The following is a 22,653-nucleotide window of genomic DNA, read 5'->3' as shown; positions in this document are numbered from 1 at the left end:
CAGTTCTTCAACATTACCTTCGAAATGATCTTCGGTTTTTGAATCGACATTGATATTCAAATTTGCAGCTTATGACTTTGATATATTCATTAGTGGTTAGACCCCAGTCAATTATCTAATTCCAGTTTACTTGTTTCAATTTCCTTCCTCCATAGTTAAAAGTATAGCAAAAGGTACCCAAGGTACTATCCTCTGATTTTTTGATTATAAAAGGCCAAACTCTTAAAACTGTCATGGCAAATTCAAAAAAATCTAATCCAGTCCCCAATTTCATTACAAACATGCTATACCCATCTTCTAATTGTTTCACCACAATTTCGGAGAGCCCTTTTTTTGAATGATCAACAGCGAGAAATACTGACTCGGATAAGGAAAATTGTTCTTCAATACCTTCGGACCATGTAAATATCTCGTATTTCTTTTCGTCTTGAAGATCATGGATTGCCTTCAACGAATCCACTAATTGATCTGGAAAGCTTGGGTCAATTAAAATCTTTAATCTCTTCATGAGGAGTAATTCAATACATTGTTTATTTCCTCAATCGAGATTTTATACATTTTTGAGATCATAGGCAAAGAGTTGGATCCAGTATAAAAAGATTCTATCATTTTCGCAGTAACCCCTTTCGTTCCTTTGACATAAGGAAGCCCTCCAGCAAGCTTTGGATCAATAATTACAGAACCATTTCCCTTAGAAGGAATCATTCGTTCGGCAATTCCTTCTTTATTAAATTTAATATCCTTAAAGAATTCAGTTATAAAATAAAAGTTATACTGTCCGCTGCCATTCAGAGTAATAAACTCGCCATTTGAAAGTTCAAACACAACTGATTTCCCAGCCGCCTTGATTTCTTTATCAACATTATTATTAGCAAAAGGATAGGATTTACCAGTACGTTCCCCATAATCCTTCCTCGCTACTAAAATATCCTTCAGGCTGCAGTATTCCCTTAGTGAACCAATGACCACCAACTCAATTAGACCATGAAAGCTGATTCTGGTTTTTTCCTGATCAGTCGGGTCAAAACCAGAAATCCCTTCGTATTTTTCTGAGGCCAATTCTTTAAACCACCTTTTAACCTTGTCTCTTGAGAAACCCGATATTTCGGCAGCATCTGAAATGGAGTAAATTCCATCGTTTAGCCCAAATTCTTTCATAATATTTTGATTATCTGGCTGATTAAATAAATCTAAGCCTATCTGCGGCTTTCGAACAACTGTTTTCTTTTGAGTGGTTTTATTGAGGCTTTTCTCTCCTGAATTCAAATCAACCTGACACTCTTCCCATATCTTCTGCAATAGCTCCAAATGTGCTTCCATATCCCAATTGGGACGGAGGCTGTCGTAGGCTTCGAGGACTAACCGACGGGTACGGTATTCGCCATACTTTCGGATGTCTTTTTCTTTCAGGACACGGAAGGTCTCCCCGGGGAACTCGTCTCCATAAACATCCTGAGGATCGAGGATATAGCGTAACTCATCCCGCTCCAAACCATAGAGTAAGGCAAAGTAAGCATCCAACTCCGCCTTAAGATTCGCCCTTCGCTCCTCATCCCACTTGAAGGGAGGCAGTGGACAACCTTTCTCTTTTTCCCAAGCGATCTCAGGATAGGCATTTTTCCACTCGGGCAAGTCCATACTATGCCCACTAGTTTCGGCTCTATTCTCTTCCCATTGGACTTGAATGGCGTTTCGAAGATCTTGATCTGCCTCTTCCCACAATTCATCGGCAAAGGACTTTATGTCCCACGATGAGTAGATGAGGTCAATTGAAATGGAAACAATCTCCTCCTTCGTAATTTTTGAAATCGAAGAAAAAATCAGTATTGGTAACTGCTTAAAATAGTTGTATGTCAAATGAGTCCCTCCAACTTTCTGTCGAGATACAAAATCAAGTGTAAGACTTGAAATTAAACTATTGAAGACCAGCTGATCTACAGGATTAGATTTACTGAAAACTAATATAGGTTGAGTATGTCCAATGGCAGATAACCCATTAAAACAGGAAATAACTGATCGCTCATTTGTTGAATTTGTGATATCCCTAAATCCATGAAAAAAGTTTGAGTTGGTTTGCTTTAAGATCTCTTTTCTTTCCACCCAATACCATGGCTTGATCAAATAGTTAGGGTCTTGGTATTGTTCCAAAGATGGTGTTGGAGTTTGGGTACTGGTACGGCTGTCGACTCCTAAATAAGTACCGAAGCGGTGGTCATAGTGCCAGATCATTTTGCTCTCATACAGCGGAAGCCATAGCTCCTCTCCTTGTTGGAAGCGGTTTCCCTTTAGGGTAAAGCCCATTTCCCAGAGTTCTGGTTCCGTCTTAAACAGGTGAGAATCGCTACTCATGTGGAACATAGTCTTGAAGCTAATCCCCCATGGGTTTTGGTTTTTGGCTTCGTTGATCAGAACGGGCACCCGACTATAGATTTTGGCAGTGAGTTCCGCATCTTTTCGAGTCCGGAAGATCGGGGTGGTTTTTGTGTTGGGATTAATGTTAAGAAAATCACGTTGACCTAAAGTGAACACTCGCTCCTTGTCCAAAATATCCAACACATCATGTAGGAAAAACCCAAAGGTGGACTGTCGCCTTTTTTTGATAGCACCAAGGGTTATTAGGCTGAATTTTGTACTTCGATGGACTTGTGGGAATATCCCCTTCTTATTTTCAAAATCAAATAGAGAGACCAACCTTCCTTTCTCAATCAGGTCAGCAAAATAAAACTTGGTGGTATCATCTGTAGCAATTCCAGTAGGAACGATAAAACCAGCTGCACCCTGATCATTAGTGGTCTTTTCAATTAATTCAGAAAATACCCAATAGGTATTGACATCCCCTCTTCCTGCCAATGGAAAACGCCCACTCTCCCTTACAAACTTTGAAGAAGACTCCGACTCATGGAGAGCATTCAGAAAATCCAACCAGAGTTTGGGATTTTTATCTTGAAGTTTTTGAATCAGTTTTTTTCTGGAGGCAGAATTAGCTGCTTTGGCTACTTCTGAGTCTTTTTCCATGAAAAATTCCTTCTCTTGCAGCTTAATCCGCTCCCACGGCGGATTGGCCAAGATTAAATCAAATCCACCTTTCTCGATGATTTCCGGAAATTCTAAGGCCCAGTGAAAAAACTTCGAGGTTACTCCTTGAGCAAAGGCTTTAGCTTCCAATTGAGCATTTAGGCTACCTGCTGACTGCAGGTATTGGGCCAGAAATTCGGAGTTCACAAAGTGCCGTTGATCAGAATTGTACGGCTGATAAAACGAATAGGTGTAGAGATTACATGCGGTTATGGTCTTCATCCAGCCTTGATTGGCCCGTGAAGCCTCATAGCATTTCTTCTGTTGCTCCACTTCTGAGAGAGAATCTCCACGGATGGCATCGATCGCTCGATTACTCTCTGCAAACCGGTGGATATCCTCGTCGAAATGCGTTTTGCCCATAAATAGAGAGAACTGCTTTTTCTTACGGAACCCATCATTAATCTTCTTTTCGACTTTGAGCACTTCCTTTTCATCACCGACCGCCACCTGAAAAGCCCCATCGGGTATCCCGTCTGTTAGAAGTCCAAGCTTATCTACCCCGACTAAGGCATTTCCATTTTTAATTTTATGCTCTAAGAAGCTGAGTGGCTTACCTGAATTGTGCCCTTCTATCCATAAGGCCAAACGGCAAAGCTCGACTGCTGCCGGATTTAAATCTACACCATAGACACAACGTTGGATCACCTCACGCTTGGCTTGTGTCATCCATTTTTCACCTGGATTGTCTTCCCCAGAGCGCACCACAGCCAGATAATAGGCCAGCGTTCGCGCCCCTGCCAAGAGAAAATGTCCTGATCCAGCTGCCGGATCGCAGATTTTGATATCAAGCAGGGCTTTTTCTTTATCCGCAGGATTAGACTCTTCGGACAGTCGCTCCTCTATGAGAGGGATGAGGGAAGTTTTGATCAGCTGTGCCACCAGATCATGGCGTGTGTAATAAGAACCAGTTAATTTCCGTTCAGATCCTTCTGTGAAACCAAAAGTAGGAGAACTACTTTCTGTATAGAAAACAGGATGAAGTTCTAAGAGCCCTTCATAAACAGACCCCAACTCTTCTACATCCAAGTCACTATAATTGACCCTCGAAAGATTTCCTGATTCATTTCGAGTTAGCGTTAGGTTAGCAATAACTTGAAGCAAGTCCTTATTTGTCAGCTTTAATTCATGCAGCGAAAAGTCATTTACTTGGAAAGCAGATTCGCTGAACAGGTTTCCACCCAAAGGTTCTATCCCAAGAGGTTTACCATAGCCATTAGATTCAAAAAGCTTGAATGTCGTTTTCAATCCTTCCCAAAGGTCAATTTTATCATTCTCTACAAAGTTGCGCTTGAGGGCAAGTCTTCGAAGTCGTTCAATACTGTAATAGTTGAAATAAATAGTTCTGGACTTAGAGTTTTGAGAATCCACAGGGTAGATAAGCTTTCGCTCCTCAGTCACAATAAGAAATAAAAGTCTATAAATCGTCCTTAATAAAGTATCGAAGTAGGGTTTTGCTTCTATCTTACCAACCTGCACTGCTTCAGAAAATTCAGAATTTAACCGGTTATATAAAAAACCTGATCCCAAAATATCGAGAGAATTTTTGACCGCTTGTCTAAGATTTTTACGAATTCTATTACCGGATTCAAGCGAAAACTGATGGTATTTTTCAATAATAGCTTTTTCACCTTCTCCAGATTGTTGAGGCATTCTGGAAGCATGGATCAAACGAAAAAGGATGGCGAAGTCTGAGAAGAGATCCTCTTCAAAAATCTTTTCTAAATTGAACTCCACGTAGGCAAGTTTGACCAACCTGGATGAATCGCGAAGAATTCGTAGAGTTTGTCCATTGGTGACCAACGCATAAAGGTGGTCATCGGTCATGTTGATGTATTCCTGAACCAAACCATGCGAGGAAAGTCTGGTTTGAGTAAAATCATCGCGTTTATCTAAGTCTTGCCGGATCCCTACAATATGGATTGGGAATCGCTCTAAATTTTGAGCTCGATGGGAAATTGCGTAGGATTTCCCATTGATCACCTCCTGATTAGCCTTTTCCACGGTATAGCCGAGCTCAGTTAAAAAAGGAATCATCCAAAGGTTACGTGTTTCGGTCGTTGCCGCTGCGTTGAGACTCAATCGCTCTACTTTTAAGCGAAAGCTATTCCAATAGCCACGGGCAATAGCATAGGCGAGACCTATTTCATCTCTGATTTTTATATCCTTTTTAAAACCAAAATCCAGGCTGCGCTGAAAATCGATCTCATCGCGAGAAATTTTATCAAGTGTCTCAGTACTAATAATTGAGCCTTGTATGGTTATGCTGGGGAAGTTCATGTGTTATTGCTAATTGTTAACATTTGAAAACCGTGCACTAAACCTACTTCTTGCTGTTTCATCTTCTTGTAGGGATTCAAGAAAAGAATCAAAATCATCGGCAATTTTTTTTAGGAATTTTGGAGGACTAATCTTTATCGTTTCTTCATCAGGAAATGACAAACTATTCTCAAATTGATTGTTAATAATTATTTGCCCCCTTACCATGCCGTTGTGAAAAAGGCCACAGCGAGCTTCTCTATAGAGTCTGTTTAATTGGTCGTTAGTAAATAATTCAGGATAAATTCGGTGTAAACCATTTCGGAAAAATTCTTTACTCATATCTCGACTTGATTGACCGGTTTTATATTCTTCAACTCCCTCTATATAAGAAAGACAAATCATGAGGACAATGAAGCCTTTATTTTCGTTTTTATATCTTGCCAATTTAAATGCTGGTTCCAAAAACCATCCTTTTACCTGTCGCTCGTAAATTTTGATTTTATCATAGGGTTCATTTGGATTTAACTCCTCCATCGTAATCTCATCAAAAACCCATGGATTACCATCTTCATTGATTTTCCCAATAATTTGAGGAGCTATATAAATTGGTTCTCTTCTTAGTCTCTTTGGCATTTTGAGCTGTTTTCTCTATTCTGATTAATTTTCCTCCGAACTCAAAAGCAGTGTCTTATGAGCTTTAGTTTTTGATCTCCGAACTTTAGTTGATTTTACTCCGAACTGGAAAATACTCATTTTCTAATCGTTTTTGATTCTGATCAATAGCTTCCATTCCCCTCCTTTATCAGGACCTATTCTTTCCAAAACCCCTGTGGCCTTTAATTTTGCAATGTTTTTTTCTACCCCACGGCTTGACAAGTGGATTTTTTGAGCTACATCAGATGCTGAAACTGTGAGATCTTCCTGGATAGCAAGGAGGATTTTATAGGAGTTTTCTCCGAACTCTTCTATGATTTTCTCCGAACTCATAAGAGCAAGATCAGTGCTTTTCTCCGAACCTGATTTCGTTTTTCTCCGAACTTTAGTTGACTCCAAAAAGGCTGGATGAACGGGAAGAGTCACATGAAAATAGCTACGATCCTCATCCGTGTTATACACTGGAGCAGGTGAACCGTTTATCTTCATCGCTTTCCGGATGGCAGGAATCCCAGTTGCTTTACCTTCGGTCAAATCCAACTCCTTCAAGAAATCTCCCAATCTACGGTTCCGGTACCTTCTCGGAAATACCGTCCCATTTTTAAACTCAGAAAGCTTGATACTACGATCTGGCCCTCCATAATTGATGACCATTAGGCAATCTGGATAAACGCGGATTTCCACTGGCTCACGTGTTTGATAGTCCCGGTGGTATAAGGCATTAGCAACTACTTCTTCTAACGCTTCATAAGGATAATTCCAAACCCGCTCAGATTCCGCATGCCCTTTGATCTTTGTAGTTTTCTGTTTCAGTACGTTGATCTTTAAGTAATCCAATGTTTGCTTGATCATGTGATCTACAGGACCATTAATTGGTGGTACCTCAAAAAACTCAGGGCCAGATTCCCCATTTGGGAAATGGACAATTTCCACGCGAGAATAGGGAAAGTAAATTTCTGGGTTTTCGGTAAACATCATCAAGGCCACATTGCGGGGATGAAGCATTTCCGGCGGGCCATAAAGCAATTGCATCTGTGAAAGAACCTGTTCAACGCTAAGCGTTTCTATAGACTCCAAAAGTTTACTATCTACTTTTTTCAGATAATCCTTAACCAAGATCATCGAAACCTTGGCATAACTTGTCAGCGTGTTTGGCCGATCATCAAAAGGAATCTTTCCACTTAACGTGATAAGCTCTTCTCTTTGGCTTTTATTGGCCTTAATACTACTGGATCCATAGCGGATGTAGTAATTATACTTCTTCTCTTTGGCTTTGATCTCGTCCGGCACTTCGTAAGGCCTGTTATCTCCAGCATAGACCCAGATCACCAGTACTTTTGCTCCTTGGACTTCTTCTATACTAATTTTTGGATGATAGGTAGGGTTGATCAGATTATTCATGCCAACCATGTCTTTCAGAATCCCATCAATTTCATTCTCCTTCAACCCGACAGGAGGAAGTATAGGCATCCCATTCTCCTCGTCTATTCCTATGATAACATATCCACCTCCAATATCATTGAAGTCATTGGCAAAGGCACAGATTGAGCGATAGATCGGGCCGGGATTCCAGCCGCGCTTATACTCTACGCGTTCAGACTCAACTGCACGCCCTAATAGCAAATCATTAATGTTAATTGGTAACGCCATATCAATTTATTACAAATTGTACAGGTGTAGGCAGGAATACATAAACTCCCAAAATATCTGGAGGCAGAATCGGATGAACTGCTTCATAGCGCTTTCCTCCAACCAATTTCTTGAATCTGCCATGCGCTTCCACTAACTGAACAGATCTTTCTTCAGCAATCTCAACGAACTCATCCAGTCTTCCTTGAAAGAGCGACATCTGATGACTAAATGTGTCTATCTGCCTTTCCTTAGATAAGTTCTGGGTACTTTCAGCCTCAAACAGTAATTTCTTGCAAGATGCATAGTCTAAAATATCGCCTCCTTGTGAAAGGCCTTCAAATCCCCACAGATACATCTCTTCTGAAATATTCTCAATTTTACTCTGTACCTCTTTGATCACATTTCTTACCCGAAATTGAATGATGGTAGTTTGGGTTTTGACTGAAGAAGTTTGAATTACTGCAGCACGTGCTACTTGGTCAAAATCAGCTTTTTTCTCGAAAGCCAGTGAAAGTAGATACTGACACAATTGCTCCGTAAACTTATGGTTCCTGCCAATGTATTGATAGCCCTCAGGGGTAGGAGAATAGAAACTAACTCGGTAATCCGACTTAGTCCCCAAAGCTTCTCTAAGATGAGGAGGAAGGTTTTGAAGTAAAATTCGATAGCCATGATCTTCTTTTTTATAACTTCCTTTCAGATGTACTATACCATTCAACACCAATGTTTCCACAGACTGGATATCACCGATAGCCTCATCTACCTTCTTTAAATCATCTTCAATCTCTTCCTGTGGGACCGACATGTGTGCGAAAATGCTTCTTAAATTTTGAGCTTTAAGCTTAGCGGCTTCCAATTCTCTTGTGATAATGGACTCTTGATAATCTGAACCAAAATCGAGACTGATCTGAGATTTTTCCAATGCTTTTTGAGGATCAAGTAGTACTTCATTAAGAACTGCATCCATAATGGAACGGTTATCCTCACCAAGGCTAATTGATACACCAGTTGATTTCTGGATATCTCTAACCTTCCGAATCAATACTTTTAGTACAATAGCATCAATAGGATTGTCCTCACCCCACAAAAGCCATGTTTTTACTTCTGGGCTATTTTGGCCATATCTATCAACCCTTCCTTCCCGCTGCTCTAAGCGATTTGGATTCCAGGGTAAATCATAGTGCAGTACAGCATTAAACCCTTTTTGCAAGTTGATCCCTTCACTTAAACAATCTGTAGCAATCAACACACGCTTATCGCATTTCTCCATTACCTCAATCCGCTCCTTACGCTGCTCATCAGGGAGCTCGGAAGTGATTGCTTGGACTTCTATAGATTTCGGTAAATTAGCTTGGAATATTTCCTCCAAATATTTCGCCGTCGCTATGTACTTGCAGAAAATAATAGGATGAAAACCTTCCTTAATCCAATTCTTTACAATACTTAATGCATTAGCTACTTTTTTATCCTGCTTTATATTTGCCAATTGCTCCAAGTCTGCAGCAAGGCTTTTTAAAACCTCTATCTCAGCCCCTTCCAGTCCAGCCTGATCCAGAAGTTCCAATTGTGTGGAATCTGTATCTTCTTCAATTCTTTCTATGACTGGGTTTTCTTCATAGACTATTTCTGGAGCATCCTCTTCACTACGTTGAATCTTTCCTTTTAGCATCTCCAAACCTGCTGCCGGGGAAGACATAATTCCTCGAAGCAATGCTAAGGCTGCCCAATACTTACCCTTTAATCCTTTATGTTGCTCAGCTCCTTGAGTCAATCCTCTTGCAAAAGACTGAGCCTCTCTAAAAAAGTGAATGTAATCTGCAGAGAGCTTATAGCCTATTTCTTTGATGTCTCGATCAGGAAAAGGAGTCTCCTCAGAAAGCCACTTTTTGATCTGCTCTCTTTTTCGCTGGATAAAATATTTGGAAAGTTCTTCCCGCTTTTTCTGATCGAAGTCTTCCAAATTGATTTTCTCAAAGTCTGGCTTAAGCAAGCCCAACAGCGCCTGAAACTCTTCATCTTTCCCACTATGAGGTGTAGCTGTAAGGAGCAAAATGTGTCTTTTTTGATCCTTGGCAAGATCATGAAGTAAGTGATATCGCTGCTGTTGAGAAGGGGAGCTTGCACCTGCAGGTTTGGTGGCAGTATGAGCTTCATCTACTATCAGAAACTCTGGGCAATCATTTAGAAATATTGGTTTCCTTCGATCACTTTTGATGTAATCAATTGAGATGACCTGATATGGAAACGCTTTAAATATGCTTTCCGAACCTGTAAGTTTTCTCTCCAAAGATGAAACTGTACTACTACGAATAATCTCAGCATCAAGATCCAATTTGTCTTTCAGCTCCTTATGCCATTGCTCACACAAGTGTGGCTGACAGATTACTGCAAAACGCTTTACTTCACCTCTTTCAATCTGTTCTCTTAAGATAATCAGCGCTTCTACTGTTTTACCAATCCCTACATCATCAGCAATCAAAAGCCTCACGACTTCTTGCTTCAGCGCCATCACTAATGGTACAATTTGATAGGATCTTGGTCTGAAGGAAAGCTTCCCCATAGCTCTGAATGGACCGCTGGCATTTCTAAATGAAAGTCGGGAAGCTTCAAAAAGTAGCTTTGCAGTTTCAAAATCTCCTAAGTCTGTACTTTCTGGTTTTGGAAAAGTGGCTTCTTTCCATTGATCTTCAGGAATCATCAATGGTAAATAGATTCCAGTTGATTCATCATCAGAACCCCCTAAGGGTTTTACCTTAAGTATATCTTCGTCATCAGTAGGTAATACGACCCATTCTCTACCTCGAAGAGATATTAGTTTACCCGGAGATGGTTTTTCTTTTGTAATCATGTTTTTCTAAAAATATCTTTCCTTCTTTCTATCAAATCAGGAATTGACTCTGAATAATACCATTCTATAATATCCATCCCGCTTTCACGCAAGATGGTTCTTTTGTGACTATCATCCTCGCGAACCTCTTTCCGATCGTGAACGGAGCCATCACAGAATAATACTGTACGAATGGTTTTATCAGGGTTTAAGAAAACAAAGTCAGCGCTAATATAAAATCCAAGACTGCCACTAAGATTGATTTGAGCTTTATCTGGTAGCAAATAGTCATTTTTATACAAGTGTTCAATCAGACGTCTCTCCATATCTGAACTTGTATCATACCGAGCTAATAATTCATGAAAATGTTCATTCCTTTCGCTATGTCCACTATTTCCAGCTCCACTTGTATCAACTTCACAAATCATTAAATGCTCAAGAGCTGACTTTATTTTAAACCTGTCTAAGCTTTCATGATATCTCTGATTATAATAAGATAACAGGTCGTCATAGCTTGCTTTAGGCTTATCGGGCGCAGTGTCTTCTTTGGTTTGTGGATCGAAGTGCATTAATGAATAAGCTGTACTAAAAACCTCTCTTAGCTTAGCTGGATTCTGAACCATCTGAGAAAGTATACCCAAACTTCCTTCCGCTGACTCATAGACTAAAATATTCCTGGAATCTTCGGGTCCCAAGAACCAAACCCCAACTTCAGATTCCTCTATCTGGAAGACTTGTTCAATCGCTCTTTTCAAAGCGTATGTGAGAGATATAACTCCATCCTCATCCAGTGCCAATGCTTTTATGGGCTGCATGTAAAGGCTATCCGCTGTATCAGTAGTATATAAATGAACTGTCATAGCAGGATCATTTTCACGATCAGGATTATCCAATTCTGCTTTTTTTAACCATTTACCAGAAACTTTCCCAATAGTAAAACCTACTTCTTCATCACCTTCAGGAGTTTTCGAAGATCTCCATCGCTTATTTACTTGAATGAGCTTCGCTGCGGGACAAAAGGTGAGATTCATCAGTGCATGACCTGAAGATTTGAGAACTGTTTTTTGTGTGCTATCAATCCCTTTCGGGAAGTTGAAAAACTGCTCTATTTCATAGCCGGATGACATTCTTTCCTCTTCCTCTGAAGATATTCTTTCTTGTGGCCATGTGTCGGATTCTACAAGCTCCATGATGTTATTATAGACTGCAGCATTCGCTTGACCCTTTAATGGCTCTTGAGTGATCGGGTCATTATTTACTGTCTTTCCTTCTTCTCCCAACCAAGCATACCCTGTTTTGGTGGAGATTTTTAAAAAGTCGGTCTTGGCATCCGATTCAGAAAGTTGCATCCGTGTAACTCTGAATTTCCCTCCATTATTATAAATCAAATTACCTGGACCAAATTCTCTTAAAGCAATAAATCGAGGCCTCGAAATAAATACTCCTTCGTCTTGACTCCTCTTGCCTATAAATGCTCTGACAGGAAGTCGAGTGAAATTGTACCCTGGAAGAAATCCTTCTGCAGCTAAATATCTGTAGACATAAAATTCAGAATCATTAGTACCATCTCTTTTAGAAACATTTAACAACAAATCCCTTTGACGCTGACCAATGGCTTGCATACGCTTTGCCTCTCTTGCCTCCGAGCTATCCTTACTATAAGTAGGATCTTCAATAATTCTATTGGATTGTTCTATAAGTTTTGCTGCATTTTTGAACAAGGTTCTCCATCGATCAAAACTCTTATTCAAGTTTGATCCAAACTCACTACACCTTATATCTAACCATTCATCCGTAAACCAATTTGATTTTGCCAAATAAAAATGTTTGTCAAGGATAACTTTCTTAAATCCTATAATCCATGAATCCTTAAAATGCTTGGTTTGATCTTCAATAAAATCAAGAGTCTTCTTAAAAACTGGCAAATCCTTTTTCTGATCGATGTCAACAAAGTCCTTAACTGAACTATTGATATTAGTCAATCCCAAATTCATGAATATGAAGGCATTCAAATGAGAAGCAATTAATTCCTCATTGATCAAGTCGATTCTTGGCGCCTTTACCGAACCAGCTACCATATCAATTGAATTCCTGAAATAATGGCGATCATGTGGAGACATGCTTGAGCAATAAGTGAATGCAAGTGCAGTTTGCCCACTTCTACCAGCTCTACCACTTCGCTGAGCGTAATTTGCTGGATTTGGAGGGACATTTCTCATATGCACAATACTCAGATTAGCTATATCAATCCCAAGCTCCATTGTTGGCGAACAGTAAAGAGCTGAAATCTCTCCAGTTCGAAAATCCTTTTCTCGCATAATTCGATCCTGAGCACCGACTTGTCCTGTATGTTCAGCTGCTTTGAAGAATTTATCGAATCGTGTAAAATCCTGTTGATAGAATTTTTTAAAATAATGATTAGGTTGAATTTGAACACTCTCTCCGGTTGTATTAATCCTTACTTCATCGGGCAATACGTTTTCCAAATCTCCAAGCTTCCAAATCACCTTTTCAACTCTTAGCTGAAAACCTCGAACTACTCCTTTGTCTCCGGTGATTGGTTTCTCTGAAAGATAATTTCCCTTCTTCAGAAGGTTACATAAAGAATCAATAAACTCAGTAAGCTCTTTCCCTTTGATAGGACCTAAATCATATCTAATAAATAGTCTCTTAATGTACTTACCTAAGTTGGAAGTGGCCCCTATACTTTCAAGGAACACTCTCTTTTTTACTCTTCCAGCTCGTTCGTATGTCAAAAATGGAGGTCGCTCCAATCTTTCATCAGCGTCCAGAGACCATTCCTTATTTGAATCCAGTCGTTGCTTCAATCTCTCTTGTAGAGCTTCTCTATTCTCTTCTTCAAAGAGATAAAAATCGAAAGCAAAAGCGGTTCGGAAATAATTGAGTACATGAAGAAGAATCTGCTGTCTCCCTTCTGGCTCCATAGGTTCTAACAACTCATTGCCAGCAAAAAAAGACTCTTTCTGAGTGAACTCATCTAACCTATAGTAATCTATATTTAAAAGAGCACACTGTTCAAGATTCGGCGTATTATATCGCCACCCTCTTCTCAAATCATAAAGTATTCTAACTTTTAAATAATCCTTAAGTGCCTTCTCATTGTCTTCATCAGGCCATTCTGGATCACTTGGGTTTTTAGCATAATCTTCTTCTTTTAAACCCAAGGTTTTAAAAACTGAATCAGAGATTGTGTCTATTCCCAAACTATAATTCTCAGCCAATTTCAATGCTCTGTATATAGAAGACCTCAATCTCCCGATCATTAGAAAGTCGTTAAAATGACCTGTTTGCAAAGAAGCATCTTGTCTATTGTCTGTAAAGCTTAAAAGCTTCTGATCACTCTTCGATACCTTTTGTTCATACTGAGCTTTGAGAATACTAAAAGTAGAAATGGTAGTGGCTGTACTTCGCCCTACATTCCCAACCTTCATGAGTTTAGTATTTTCCCTCGTGCGAGGATCATATATTACCCCGCAAGTAGGATCAAGGTATAATGGAGCTGCGACAAACCAGCCTGTTAAATCCAAACCGCCAATAGGCTCCTCTGAAAACCTTCCTTGTTCATCAAAATAAACTTTCTTGGGGATACGAAATTCATAAAAGTTATCAATCTGGATTTCACCTTTTTTTTCTTTCCACCAAGTTTCAGGAAGTGATTCTATCATTTCATCATTCCATATCTCTTCCCCCTCACTGGATGGCAATACCAAGTAACCTGCTTCGAAATTTTTCTCATCAAGTTTTTTCTTTGTGCGCTTCTCGTCTCTATTCCCCTTAAGTTCATCTTTGGTGATTCTGGCAGGAAGATCGTCCGGCTCACGAGGCTCGAACTTATTGTCAGAAAAATTCTTTTTGACACATATAAAATCATGTCCGGTATATCTGCTGAATAAAACTGGAAAGATAAATTTCTCATCTCCATTTTCTTTGAGGTATCGTCCATCTTCAAGTGTAATCTTGCGCTTTCCTCTATTCTCAAGAGTAACATATACATTTCCTGTTTGGGAAATAAACTGATGAATCTTGAAAGGCAAGAACGAGAGCCTTTTTGACACATTTTTGATATTCAGCTTCTCGGACCATTCAAAAAACCTTGTTAGAAAGAGCTGACATTTGGATAGATTATTGAGCTTAGATGCTTGATTTAATTTTTCAATAACCTTGCTAAGCGCAAGTGGTTTAGCTCTTTTAATTTCACCAAGATTTCCAGTTGTAAGTGCTATTTCATTTTCCAGCCATATTGCTAATGGATGAGTTTTAAACTGATCTTCAGACCATTCCAAATCAATATCCATAGCCATCGCTTCTTGAAGGTCAATTGCAGATGGCAGTTTATTCACTACTCTCGTTATTGTCTCCAGAGTTTCTCCAATGATTTGCTCTTTGTCAAAGTCCTCTCCAAAAATCTCGGTGGCTACATCTGCAACAACTTGCTTTTCATCAAGATTATCATCTCCTGATGCCATAGTCGCTGAGGTGCCTATTGAAATCACTTTATTTGAACAAATAGATTTCAATCTTCTAATGAGCATGGACACATCAGCACCTTGTCTTCCTCTATAAGTGTGGAGTTCATCGAATACCAAGTACTGAAGATTATTTGATATTGAATTACGGATAGATGCCTCTTTTCCTCTCGTCAGAAGTAACTCAAGCATCATATAGTTTGTCAAAAGAATGTCAGGAAAATTACCCTCTACTTCTTGACGGTCTTGCTCAGATTCCTGTCCAGTATATTTCTTAAATGAGATAGGAAAATCATCTCCATAATTATATGCAAATTTTTGAATCTCCTCAAATTGAGAATTGATCAAAGCATTCATAGGATAAACCAAAATTGCTTTGATTCCTGATTTTTCCGGATTCTTAAATAGGAAATCGAATATAGTCCCAAGAAATGTTAATGATTTGCCCGAGCCAGTTCCCGAAGTAACAATGAATGATTGATCGTTTGCTCCAAGCCTAATTGCTTGTTCTTGATGGGTAAAAAGATGATATCCTTTGAAAACCCTATTCATATTTGGGTGAAGTAGCCCTTCCTTTACCAAATCATCTAATGCAGCAGCCTTTTTGAAAGATGGATTAAACTGGATTAAAGGTTCAGGAATGTACTCATGATCTTTAAATGCTCTGTCTACAACGTCGTTGATTCTTAAGTCTTTAATGATGTTAAAACTTTTCAGGTAATCCTTATAATCCTCAACTATTTTTTTATGAACTTCAAATGCTTGCATTGATAAATCAAAAATATGGTGCGAAAGAGTAAGTTAAAAATAGAGAAAAGGATGAGAAGTAAAAACTTAAGATATTTTGAACGTCCCTTGCAAAGTGCAAGGGACGTATGTAACTTAATTACAATCTTGTCCTAAAATATGTTTACTAAGTAAAAAAGCCCCGAAGGGCTTTTCAATCAAGATTCCTCAGATTCCGGCTCTTTGACAGAAACGTAAACCGTGTGAGTTTTTCCATACTGATCTGGTTCTTTCAGTTTGGCGACATTGAACTTTATGTAGGTTTCGCTCTCATATTCGAAGGTGTGGTTTTGAAGCTCAGCCATGTTAAGGCTTACTTCCACAATGTCCATGTTTTCAACTTGCTTTCCTTTACCGATGTACTTTTTTGAGAATGCCATACTATTTTGGTTTTAGTTAAAATTTATGCGGGTCATTTAGAACGGACCGGAAAAGCGCAAAAAATTTAGAATTTAAAAACTGGGAGGCAGTCCGTAGGAAACTCTGTTTTTAGCAAATTCTGCTCAAAGCCCCAATTTTTTGAAGCTAACTGACAGTTCGACCTTTGTGCATACAATTGGACAAAACCGGAATGGGGCATTAGAATACATCGGCAAATAAATCAAGGAAAAAGAAGGATTAATGGGTAGTACGCACCATAAATCAGATTAGAGAAAATCACCTATTCGTAAAAGTTAGTCCAAGTTCTTCTAATTTCCGCTACGCATCACCCATGCGGGAAAATCTACGCAGCTCTAGGTTATGAATGGCATCAACCACGAGAAGTCGGATATCATTTCCTTTCTTTTCCGCTCCTCCCAACCCTTTGAGTATCCTATCTTGTTCAGCTTCGCCACAACCCGAGCGCTTAGCTCCTCGAGCTCTTTTAGCAGCGCTTTATTCTTCGGTGATAGCGATCGATCCATTACCAAAAACGTATCCCTATCCGAATGATTTGGAGGAATACGTTTTCTTCTCGGACGCAAATTGACATTGGGAGGATAATAATGACGCATCGGAAATATCCGAGCATGCTCCAATTCATAATCCTGAATTGTCAAATCGCATCGGTCAATAATCTAGTCACCAACAAGTACCTCTTTAATCAAATTGATTAATCCATAAATCAACCATATAAATTGGAAGATGGTCAGGAATCAATTCCCCTGAGCTAGACGGGAATAACCTGTGCCCACTCTAAAATCAATATTTCGTTATATCTAATTCTTGACTCGATTGATTTCATCTTCGGCTCCATTTGATTGATGCCTTGGTTTACTGTTAAACTCCTTTCCAAGGTTTAATCGAAACGTTAAAAGAACTCTTCGTGTATCTCCTAAATTCTTATATCTAGCTTCAGACTGGTCTAGATTTCTAATTTCACCTTGATTTATGTTGGTGTACAATAAATCACTCCCAGTAAGGCTTAAAAAGGATCGCTCGCTAAGTTTTTTTGAAACACCTATGTTCAAAGCTCCTTTGCTACTATATAAAAATTGGGCATTGGTCACTTTTGAACGATAATTCCCATCTAGTTGAATATTCCAATTATTTCCAAATTCAAAGGAGAAAAGTGCTTGTAAATACCCATTGATTCCTTTGTGTTCTAAGGGACCATCATAAAAATTACTTCTGATGTTCACAAAATCCATAGAACCAAAGAATTGGAATCTGAACCAGTCCGAAATGTCATAGTTGCCATCTACAGAAAAGTTTATCAGTTTAGTACTTCCTATGTTGCCTGGTCTACTGTAATATATTTCATTTTCAATCTCAATAGTTTCATTCACCTGATCTTTTGAATGGCTGTAACCTATTGTAGCAGTGGTATTCCCATTTAAAATATAACTTAATTCAACTTTTTTGGAGAAGGAAGGAAGAAGCAAAGGGTTACCTACATAAAATGTATATTTATTCAGTGGGGTGATAAAGGGATTAAGGTCTTGAAAATAAGGCCTGTCAATTCTTCGTCCATAGTTAAGCCTAATTTGATGTTTCAATAAGGAATCTATTTTATATAGAGCAAAAAATGTTGGGAATAAACCATCATATTTTCTTTTAAAAGTAGAATCAGGTTTGGTTGCAATACCAAGCTGATGCCCGTTCGAAATTGTTCTTTCATATCGTAACCCAGCTTGAAGACTTAATTTTTTATACTCTTTATTCAAATTAACATATGCAGCAATAATATTTTCGTCATAAAGAAATTGGTTTGTCTTGCCATAGTCAGGAATAGAGTCCATGGCTACTATTGAAAAATATTCTGCTGAATTATCAGTTTTAGTGAACGATCCCTTACCGCCAAAGGATAAAATTGTAGAGGCTCCTAAAGGATTTGTATAGTCAGCTTTTGCTGATGAAATCTGAAGTTTGGAATTTAAAGTTCCGATTAAAAGATCTTGGGCTAAGAGATTTTGTTGATCTCCATAAGTAACATCTTCAAAATTTTGATTGTTTCCGGTTTCGTAAATAATATGGTCAATATCTAATCCAAAGTTTGAGCCTTTCTTCTTGAACTTATGTCTTAAATTCAAATTAATACTGCCATTGGTGAAATTTTAATATTCACTATTTTTTGTAGTAGTAGTAGAATCCAAAACTCCAAATACATCGGTAAAATCAATGGTGGAATTTGTTGTGCTATTTGGATGTCTAGAAATACCTCCTAAAACTATTCCCCAGGTAGTATTGTCACTTTGATAAAAGTCAGCACCAATGGTTGAGGTAAATTGGTACCCTTTTCTTCTTATGAAAGAATATTGGTCAAAATTAGTTAGTGTATTTCCATTGTCATCCAGAAAACTTCTGTCGACATAAAAATTGACAAAACCATTCCTTATACCATAGCCAAAATTACCATAGACATTGATTTTGTTTTTTCGGAAATTAAAATTTAGGCTATTTCTAGTTTCAGTATATTGGTGTTGAATGAGACCAAGATTTAACCCAACATTGAAACCGATGATGTTTTTTCGTTTAGTTTTTATATTGATCACACCTCCGTTCCCAGCCGCATCGTACCTTGCAGGTGGATTCGTCATGATTTCTATGGACTCTAGAGAGGCACCGGATAGAGAACTCAGATAACTCGCCAAATCTGCTCCAGAAAGATAGGTAGGTTTGTCATCGATATATACTGTGACTCCTGACCTTCCTTTTAGGTAGATCCCCCCATTTTCATCAACTCTCAATCCAGGAGATTTTTCAAAGATGTCAAGTGCAGTAAGTCCCTGGTTGCTGATGATGGCTTCCACATTTACCACAGTCCTGTCAATTCTTTGCTCTACCAACGGTTTTTTTTCTATCAATACAAATTCTTCAAGCTCTAAGGCCTGATTTCTGATGACAAAATCCGCTAGCTCCAGGATAGGGTTAGTCGGAGATAAAATTGCAGTTTCAGGAAATTTTATTGTTGTCCCAAAAATGGAGAAATAGACTTGATACGCTCCAAATTCAAGTTCTTCAAATTTGAACTTCCCTTGGACATCTGTAACCTCTAGCTTTAAGATTTCAGTAGAATCCTGCATAGGAGTTAAGTAAACAGTACCGTCCATCGAATTTCCATTTTCATCTATTACTTTACCTGTTATGCTTTGTGCATGGATAATTGTAATTCCAGCTAGATAGAAAAAAAATACTAGCGCTGTAAGGTGTTTTAAGTCCATTTTTCAAACGATCATCAATTTCAAATTTATTTGTGGGATAGCGTTAATCAGTTGTAATTGACATGGTAAACTGAAGATGTTCGGCTGGTCTCTTTACAAAATTCTTCATGATATACTCATGAATTTTTTTTGCCTGTTTGTGTCCGTTTACTGATATGAATTCATTTGTCAACTGCACCTTATAATTCATTGGGTCAGTTATAATTCCCTGCTTCTTTAGGTATTGAATCATTTTCTCTTTGGATATTCTTTCTTCTGTAGCATCTGGTTGGGTAATGTCTAAGAATGTCACTTGTATTGGGTCATCAAGTGATTTCATAGAAATCAATTCTGTTCCACTTGAGATTTCCACCTCAGCATAGGAGGTAGCAGAAGTCAGAAAGCATACAAAGAATAAGATGAGAAATTGGAAATTACTGTTAAATAAGAAGGAACTAATGTTCATAGCTGAGGGGAGCTGTGGGGTAGTACTTTGCGAATTTTTCATAGAATTAGGGTTTTAATAAGATTGAATTTCAAAGGTACGTTTTTTTTCGTACGAAAAAATATTTATGTATTAATTTTTAAAAAACAGAGGTTTTTTGGTGGTTTTATAGTAATTCAAAAATTCAAATTACACTTCTAATAAATCAGATTTTAGAAGTCATATACTTGATAAATAGCCTGTTGAAAAAATCATTTTTCGTTTTTAGAATTATAATTCATGGTCAGGATACGGTGAGATCAAGAATTCAAAGTGTTTTGTTACGAATTAATTCGTAACTTTATTTACTAATTTTGAATCAAATGAAAAAGAACTCTGACACCGATACGTTAACTAAGTCTGAAGTAGAAATCCTTAAGTTACTGTGGCTGCTCGGTCCTGCTACTGTTCGGATGGTAAATGATGAAATCAATAAAAATAGGGATGTTAAATATACCTCGACCTTAAAGCTAATGCAGATTATGCTCGAAAAAGGAATCTTAAAAAGAGACGATAGTAAAATGAAGCATGTGTACAGTCCAGTAGAGGAAGAACAGAAAACCAAGAAGAGTTTGTTAAATAATTTCATAAACAATTTTTATGGAGGTTCGGCTAGTACATTATTTGTACAGCTTACTGGAAAGGGAATCTCATCAAAAAAGGAATTGGAAGAAATTAAGGAGATAATGAAAAATATGGAAGACGAGATATAATAGAACCTATAGTTTAAACAATTCGAAGTAAGAGAAAAATGGATTTCGATATATTTCTTAATGCAATTTACAAAACCCTACTTCATTCTTTATGGCAAGGAATGATACTGGCTATTATAGTAGGAATAATAGTGATAGGAGGGAAAAAAATTCAGTCATCCACTAGGTATTTACTCCTTACCGCAGCTCTTTTTACGTTCATGGGAGCTAGCATTTATACTTTTTCTGTGGAGATGAACCCAAGGAAAGGGTCTCTTTTTAGTTCAGCAGTTGTACCTTCGGAAATTTTAAATGATAGACAGGCAGTTATCGACTATCCGATACAGGCTGTTGCAGATAGAGTTTATGAATACTATGACTTTTATTTGGCACATTTTGATAGGATTATCGTTTTTATATGGTTTGTGATTTTATGTTTCAAGCTAGCTCGAATGTTTGTGGATCTACTTTTTATTCAAAACCTTAAAGGTTCAAGAACAAGGATTCTGGACCAAAGGGTAGAGGAGAGCCTACAATCCATTATTCGAAAAATGAAACTGAAAAGTAATATTGCAGTTTTTGAATCTAGCATCGCAAAAACTCCCATGATTATCGGGGTCATCAAGCCGATGGTATTATTGCCAATTGGACTTGCTACAATGATGCCTATTCATCAAATTGAAGCGATTTTTGCACATGAATTAGCTCATGTTAAAAGGAAAGATTTTTTGGTGAACTTATTCCAATCACTCGTCGAAATAATATTCTTTTTTAACCCGCCAGTTATTTGGCTTTCCGCTATGATAAGGAATGAACGGGAACAATGTTGTGATGATATTGCACTGAAAATCACATTAAATAAAAAAGAGTACGTCAATACGCTAGTCAAATGCATGGAGCATAAATTACCTGCTTATCAAGTCGCATTTTCTAGCAATAAAAAATCAGTTTTAAATCGTGTGAAACGCATTTTTGGGATGCAAAGTCCCTCCCTAAACTATCTAGAGAAATTTTTTCTTGGGGCTTGTTTGGTTTCTGCTATTTTCACAAGCGCTGTCCTGAGTGACAAATCTTCTTATTGGGATAATAAATTTGTTTTTAGTGCTTTTCAAGATAATAATACTTCTGCATATCAAAGTGACAGGGTAGATTCAGAAGGGATAATTCAGCAATTAAAGAATGCCTATATTATCCCAGATCCAGAAAACTTTACTGTCAAGATTACAAATTTTGCTTTGTATGTGAATGGTAAGAGACAAAGCAAAAAAGTCCATGATCAGGTGATGAAAGATTATGTAAAAGGGTTTGAGCATAGATTACATTATACGATTACTGTTAAAACCGAATCCTGAGATTTTTTGAAAAAACTAGTTCATATATTGTTTAAGTACTCTATCCCTCTATGAGTGATTATAGACAACTAAAATAAATGCCTATATCCAGCTCCAAATTTGATTCAATGTTCATCAACAGCTATTCAATTATAATACTCTCCGAAATTGGAATCGAAGTCTGGTCATAAGGCAAAGCTTCATAATAGTATTCTCTATATACTTCTCCATCAGCCAAAACTCGAATTGTGGCAGTCAAAAGCTCAAATGAGTCATCCGGTTCTCTGTCCAGTGGAACCGCATTAAACAAAAAGCCTAGACTGTGGATATCGGCAGAAGATTGAACCTCAATTGAACTCACAGAAGGTTCATAAGTCACCGTGTAAGAATTCCCCTCTTCTACTACCTGAGTCCATTCAAGTGAGGCTGGCTCAACGATCTGGGGCGCGACAAAAGTGGATACTCCACTCAACATGCTATGAACAAAAAAGCTAACCAGGTATCCTGAGTAATCCCCTCCCATTTCAACTTCTATGGTCACATCTTTTTCCACCAATTTGGGTTCTTCATCTTCGGAGGAACAGGCGTTGAATAGGCTGGCAAGAACAAAAAGTAAAAGGTAATTCAGTTTTTTCATTGTGGAATTGGTTTAGTCATTGAAAGGAAATCAAGTGATAAATATAGCAAAACCATATTATTTTAACACCTCCCAAACTTGTTGATTGAGACCGAAAAATGATTCCATTCCCTTTATTTCAGGTTTATAGGAGCGATTTGTTTGCACTACACCTTGCGCCATG

At 38.1% G+C, this 22,653-nt stretch carries 13 protein-coding genes; 2 read left to right on the top strand and 11 right to left on the bottom strand.

Features of this window, described 5'->3' with window-relative positions:
• Nucleotides 1–115: 115 nt before the first annotated feature.
• The 10 genes from SYJ56_RS04760 to SYJ56_RS04715 all read right to left on the bottom strand — a co-directional run bounded on the left by SYJ56_RS04760 (nucleotide 116) and on the right by SYJ56_RS04715 (nucleotide 19,854).
• Nucleotides 116–508, bottom strand: coding sequence for a hypothetical protein (locus SYJ56_RS04760; RefSeq protein ID WP_323832490.1), 393 nt, complete (start codon nucleotides 506–508; stop codon nucleotides 116–118).
• Nucleotides 505–5,355: an Eco57I restriction-modification methylase domain-containing protein gene (locus SYJ56_RS04755; RefSeq protein ID WP_323832489.1), complete on the bottom strand. Its 4,851-nt coding sequence runs from the start codon at nucleotides 5,353–5,355 to the stop codon at nucleotides 505–507. Before SYJ56_RS04755 ends, SYJ56_RS04760 begins: the two co-directional genes overlap by 4 nt.
• Nucleotides 5,356–5,364: 9 nt before the next feature.
• A complete protein-coding gene (locus SYJ56_RS04750; RefSeq protein WP_323832488.1) occupies nucleotides 5,365–5,970 on the bottom strand; it encodes a hypothetical protein in 606 nt (201 codons plus the stop codon).
• A gap of 123 nt (nucleotides 5,971–6,093) precedes the next feature.
• Complete coding sequence (locus SYJ56_RS04745; protein ID WP_323832487.1) at nucleotides 6,094–7,641, bottom strand: RNA-binding domain-containing protein; 1,548 nt, start codon at nucleotides 7,639–7,641, stop codon at nucleotides 6,094–6,096.
• A gap of 1 nt (nucleotide 7,642) precedes the next feature.
• Nucleotides 7,643–10,471, bottom strand: coding sequence for a helicase-related protein (locus tag SYJ56_RS04740; RefSeq protein WP_323832486.1), 2,829 nt, complete (start codon nucleotides 10,469–10,471; stop codon nucleotides 7,643–7,645).
• On the bottom strand, nucleotides 10,468–15,705 hold the full coding sequence (locus SYJ56_RS04735) for a DEAD/DEAH box helicase (RefSeq protein ID WP_323832485.1): 5,238 nt from the start codon (nucleotides 15,703–15,705) through the stop codon (nucleotides 10,468–10,470). Before SYJ56_RS04735 ends, SYJ56_RS04740 begins: the two co-directional genes overlap by 4 nt.
• Nucleotides 15,706–15,881: 176 nt before the next feature.
• Nucleotides 15,882–16,103, bottom strand: a complete 222-nt coding sequence (locus tag SYJ56_RS04730; RefSeq protein WP_323832484.1) for a hypothetical protein — start codon at nucleotides 16,101–16,103, stop codon at nucleotides 15,882–15,884.
• A gap of 819 nt (nucleotides 16,104–16,922) precedes the next feature.
• The gene (locus tag SYJ56_RS04725) at nucleotides 16,923–18,236 is read right to left on the bottom strand and encodes an outer membrane beta-barrel family protein (protein WP_323832483.1); all 1,314 of its coding nucleotides are present in this window, start codon (nucleotides 18,234–18,236) and stop codon (nucleotides 16,923–16,925) included.
• Between the two features lie 24 nt (nucleotides 18,237–18,260).
• Complete coding sequence (locus SYJ56_RS04720; protein WP_323832482.1) at nucleotides 18,261–19,367, bottom strand: TonB-dependent receptor plug domain-containing protein; 1,107 nt, start codon at nucleotides 19,365–19,367, stop codon at nucleotides 18,261–18,263.
• A gap of 43 nt (nucleotides 19,368–19,410) precedes the next feature.
• Nucleotides 19,411–19,854, bottom strand: coding sequence for a hypothetical protein (locus SYJ56_RS04715; RefSeq protein ID WP_323832481.1), 444 nt, complete (start codon nucleotides 19,852–19,854; stop codon nucleotides 19,411–19,413).
• A 299-nt stretch (nucleotides 19,855–20,153) separates the two neighbouring features.
• On the opposite strand from SYJ56_RS04715, the gene SYJ56_RS04710 reads away from it, so the two are divergent.
• A complete protein-coding gene (locus tag SYJ56_RS04710) occupies nucleotides 20,154–20,543 on the top strand; it encodes a BlaI/MecI/CopY family transcriptional regulator (protein ID WP_323832480.1) in 390 nt (129 codons plus the stop codon).
• 38 nt (nucleotides 20,544–20,581) lie between these two features.
• A complete protein-coding gene (locus SYJ56_RS04705) occupies nucleotides 20,582–21,874 on the top strand; it encodes a M56 family metallopeptidase (RefSeq protein ID WP_323832479.1) in 1,293 nt (430 codons plus the stop codon).
• Between the two features lie 121 nt (nucleotides 21,875–21,995).
• On the opposite strand, the gene SYJ56_RS04700 is transcribed toward SYJ56_RS04705, so the two are convergent.
• Nucleotides 21,996–22,490, bottom strand: a complete 495-nt coding sequence (locus SYJ56_RS04700) for a hypothetical protein (RefSeq protein ID WP_323832478.1) — start codon at nucleotides 22,488–22,490, stop codon at nucleotides 21,996–21,998.
• Nucleotides 22,491–22,653 lie beyond the last annotated feature (163 nt).

It is taken from the genome of Algoriphagus aurantiacus (genome assembly GCF_035156405.1).
Taxonomy (GTDB): Bacteria; Bacteroidota; Bacteroidia; order Cytophagales; family Cyclobacteriaceae; genus Algoriphagus; species Algoriphagus aurantiacus.
Note: the sequence above shows the minus strand (reverse complement) of the source record. Positions and strands in the feature narration are given on the sequence as shown.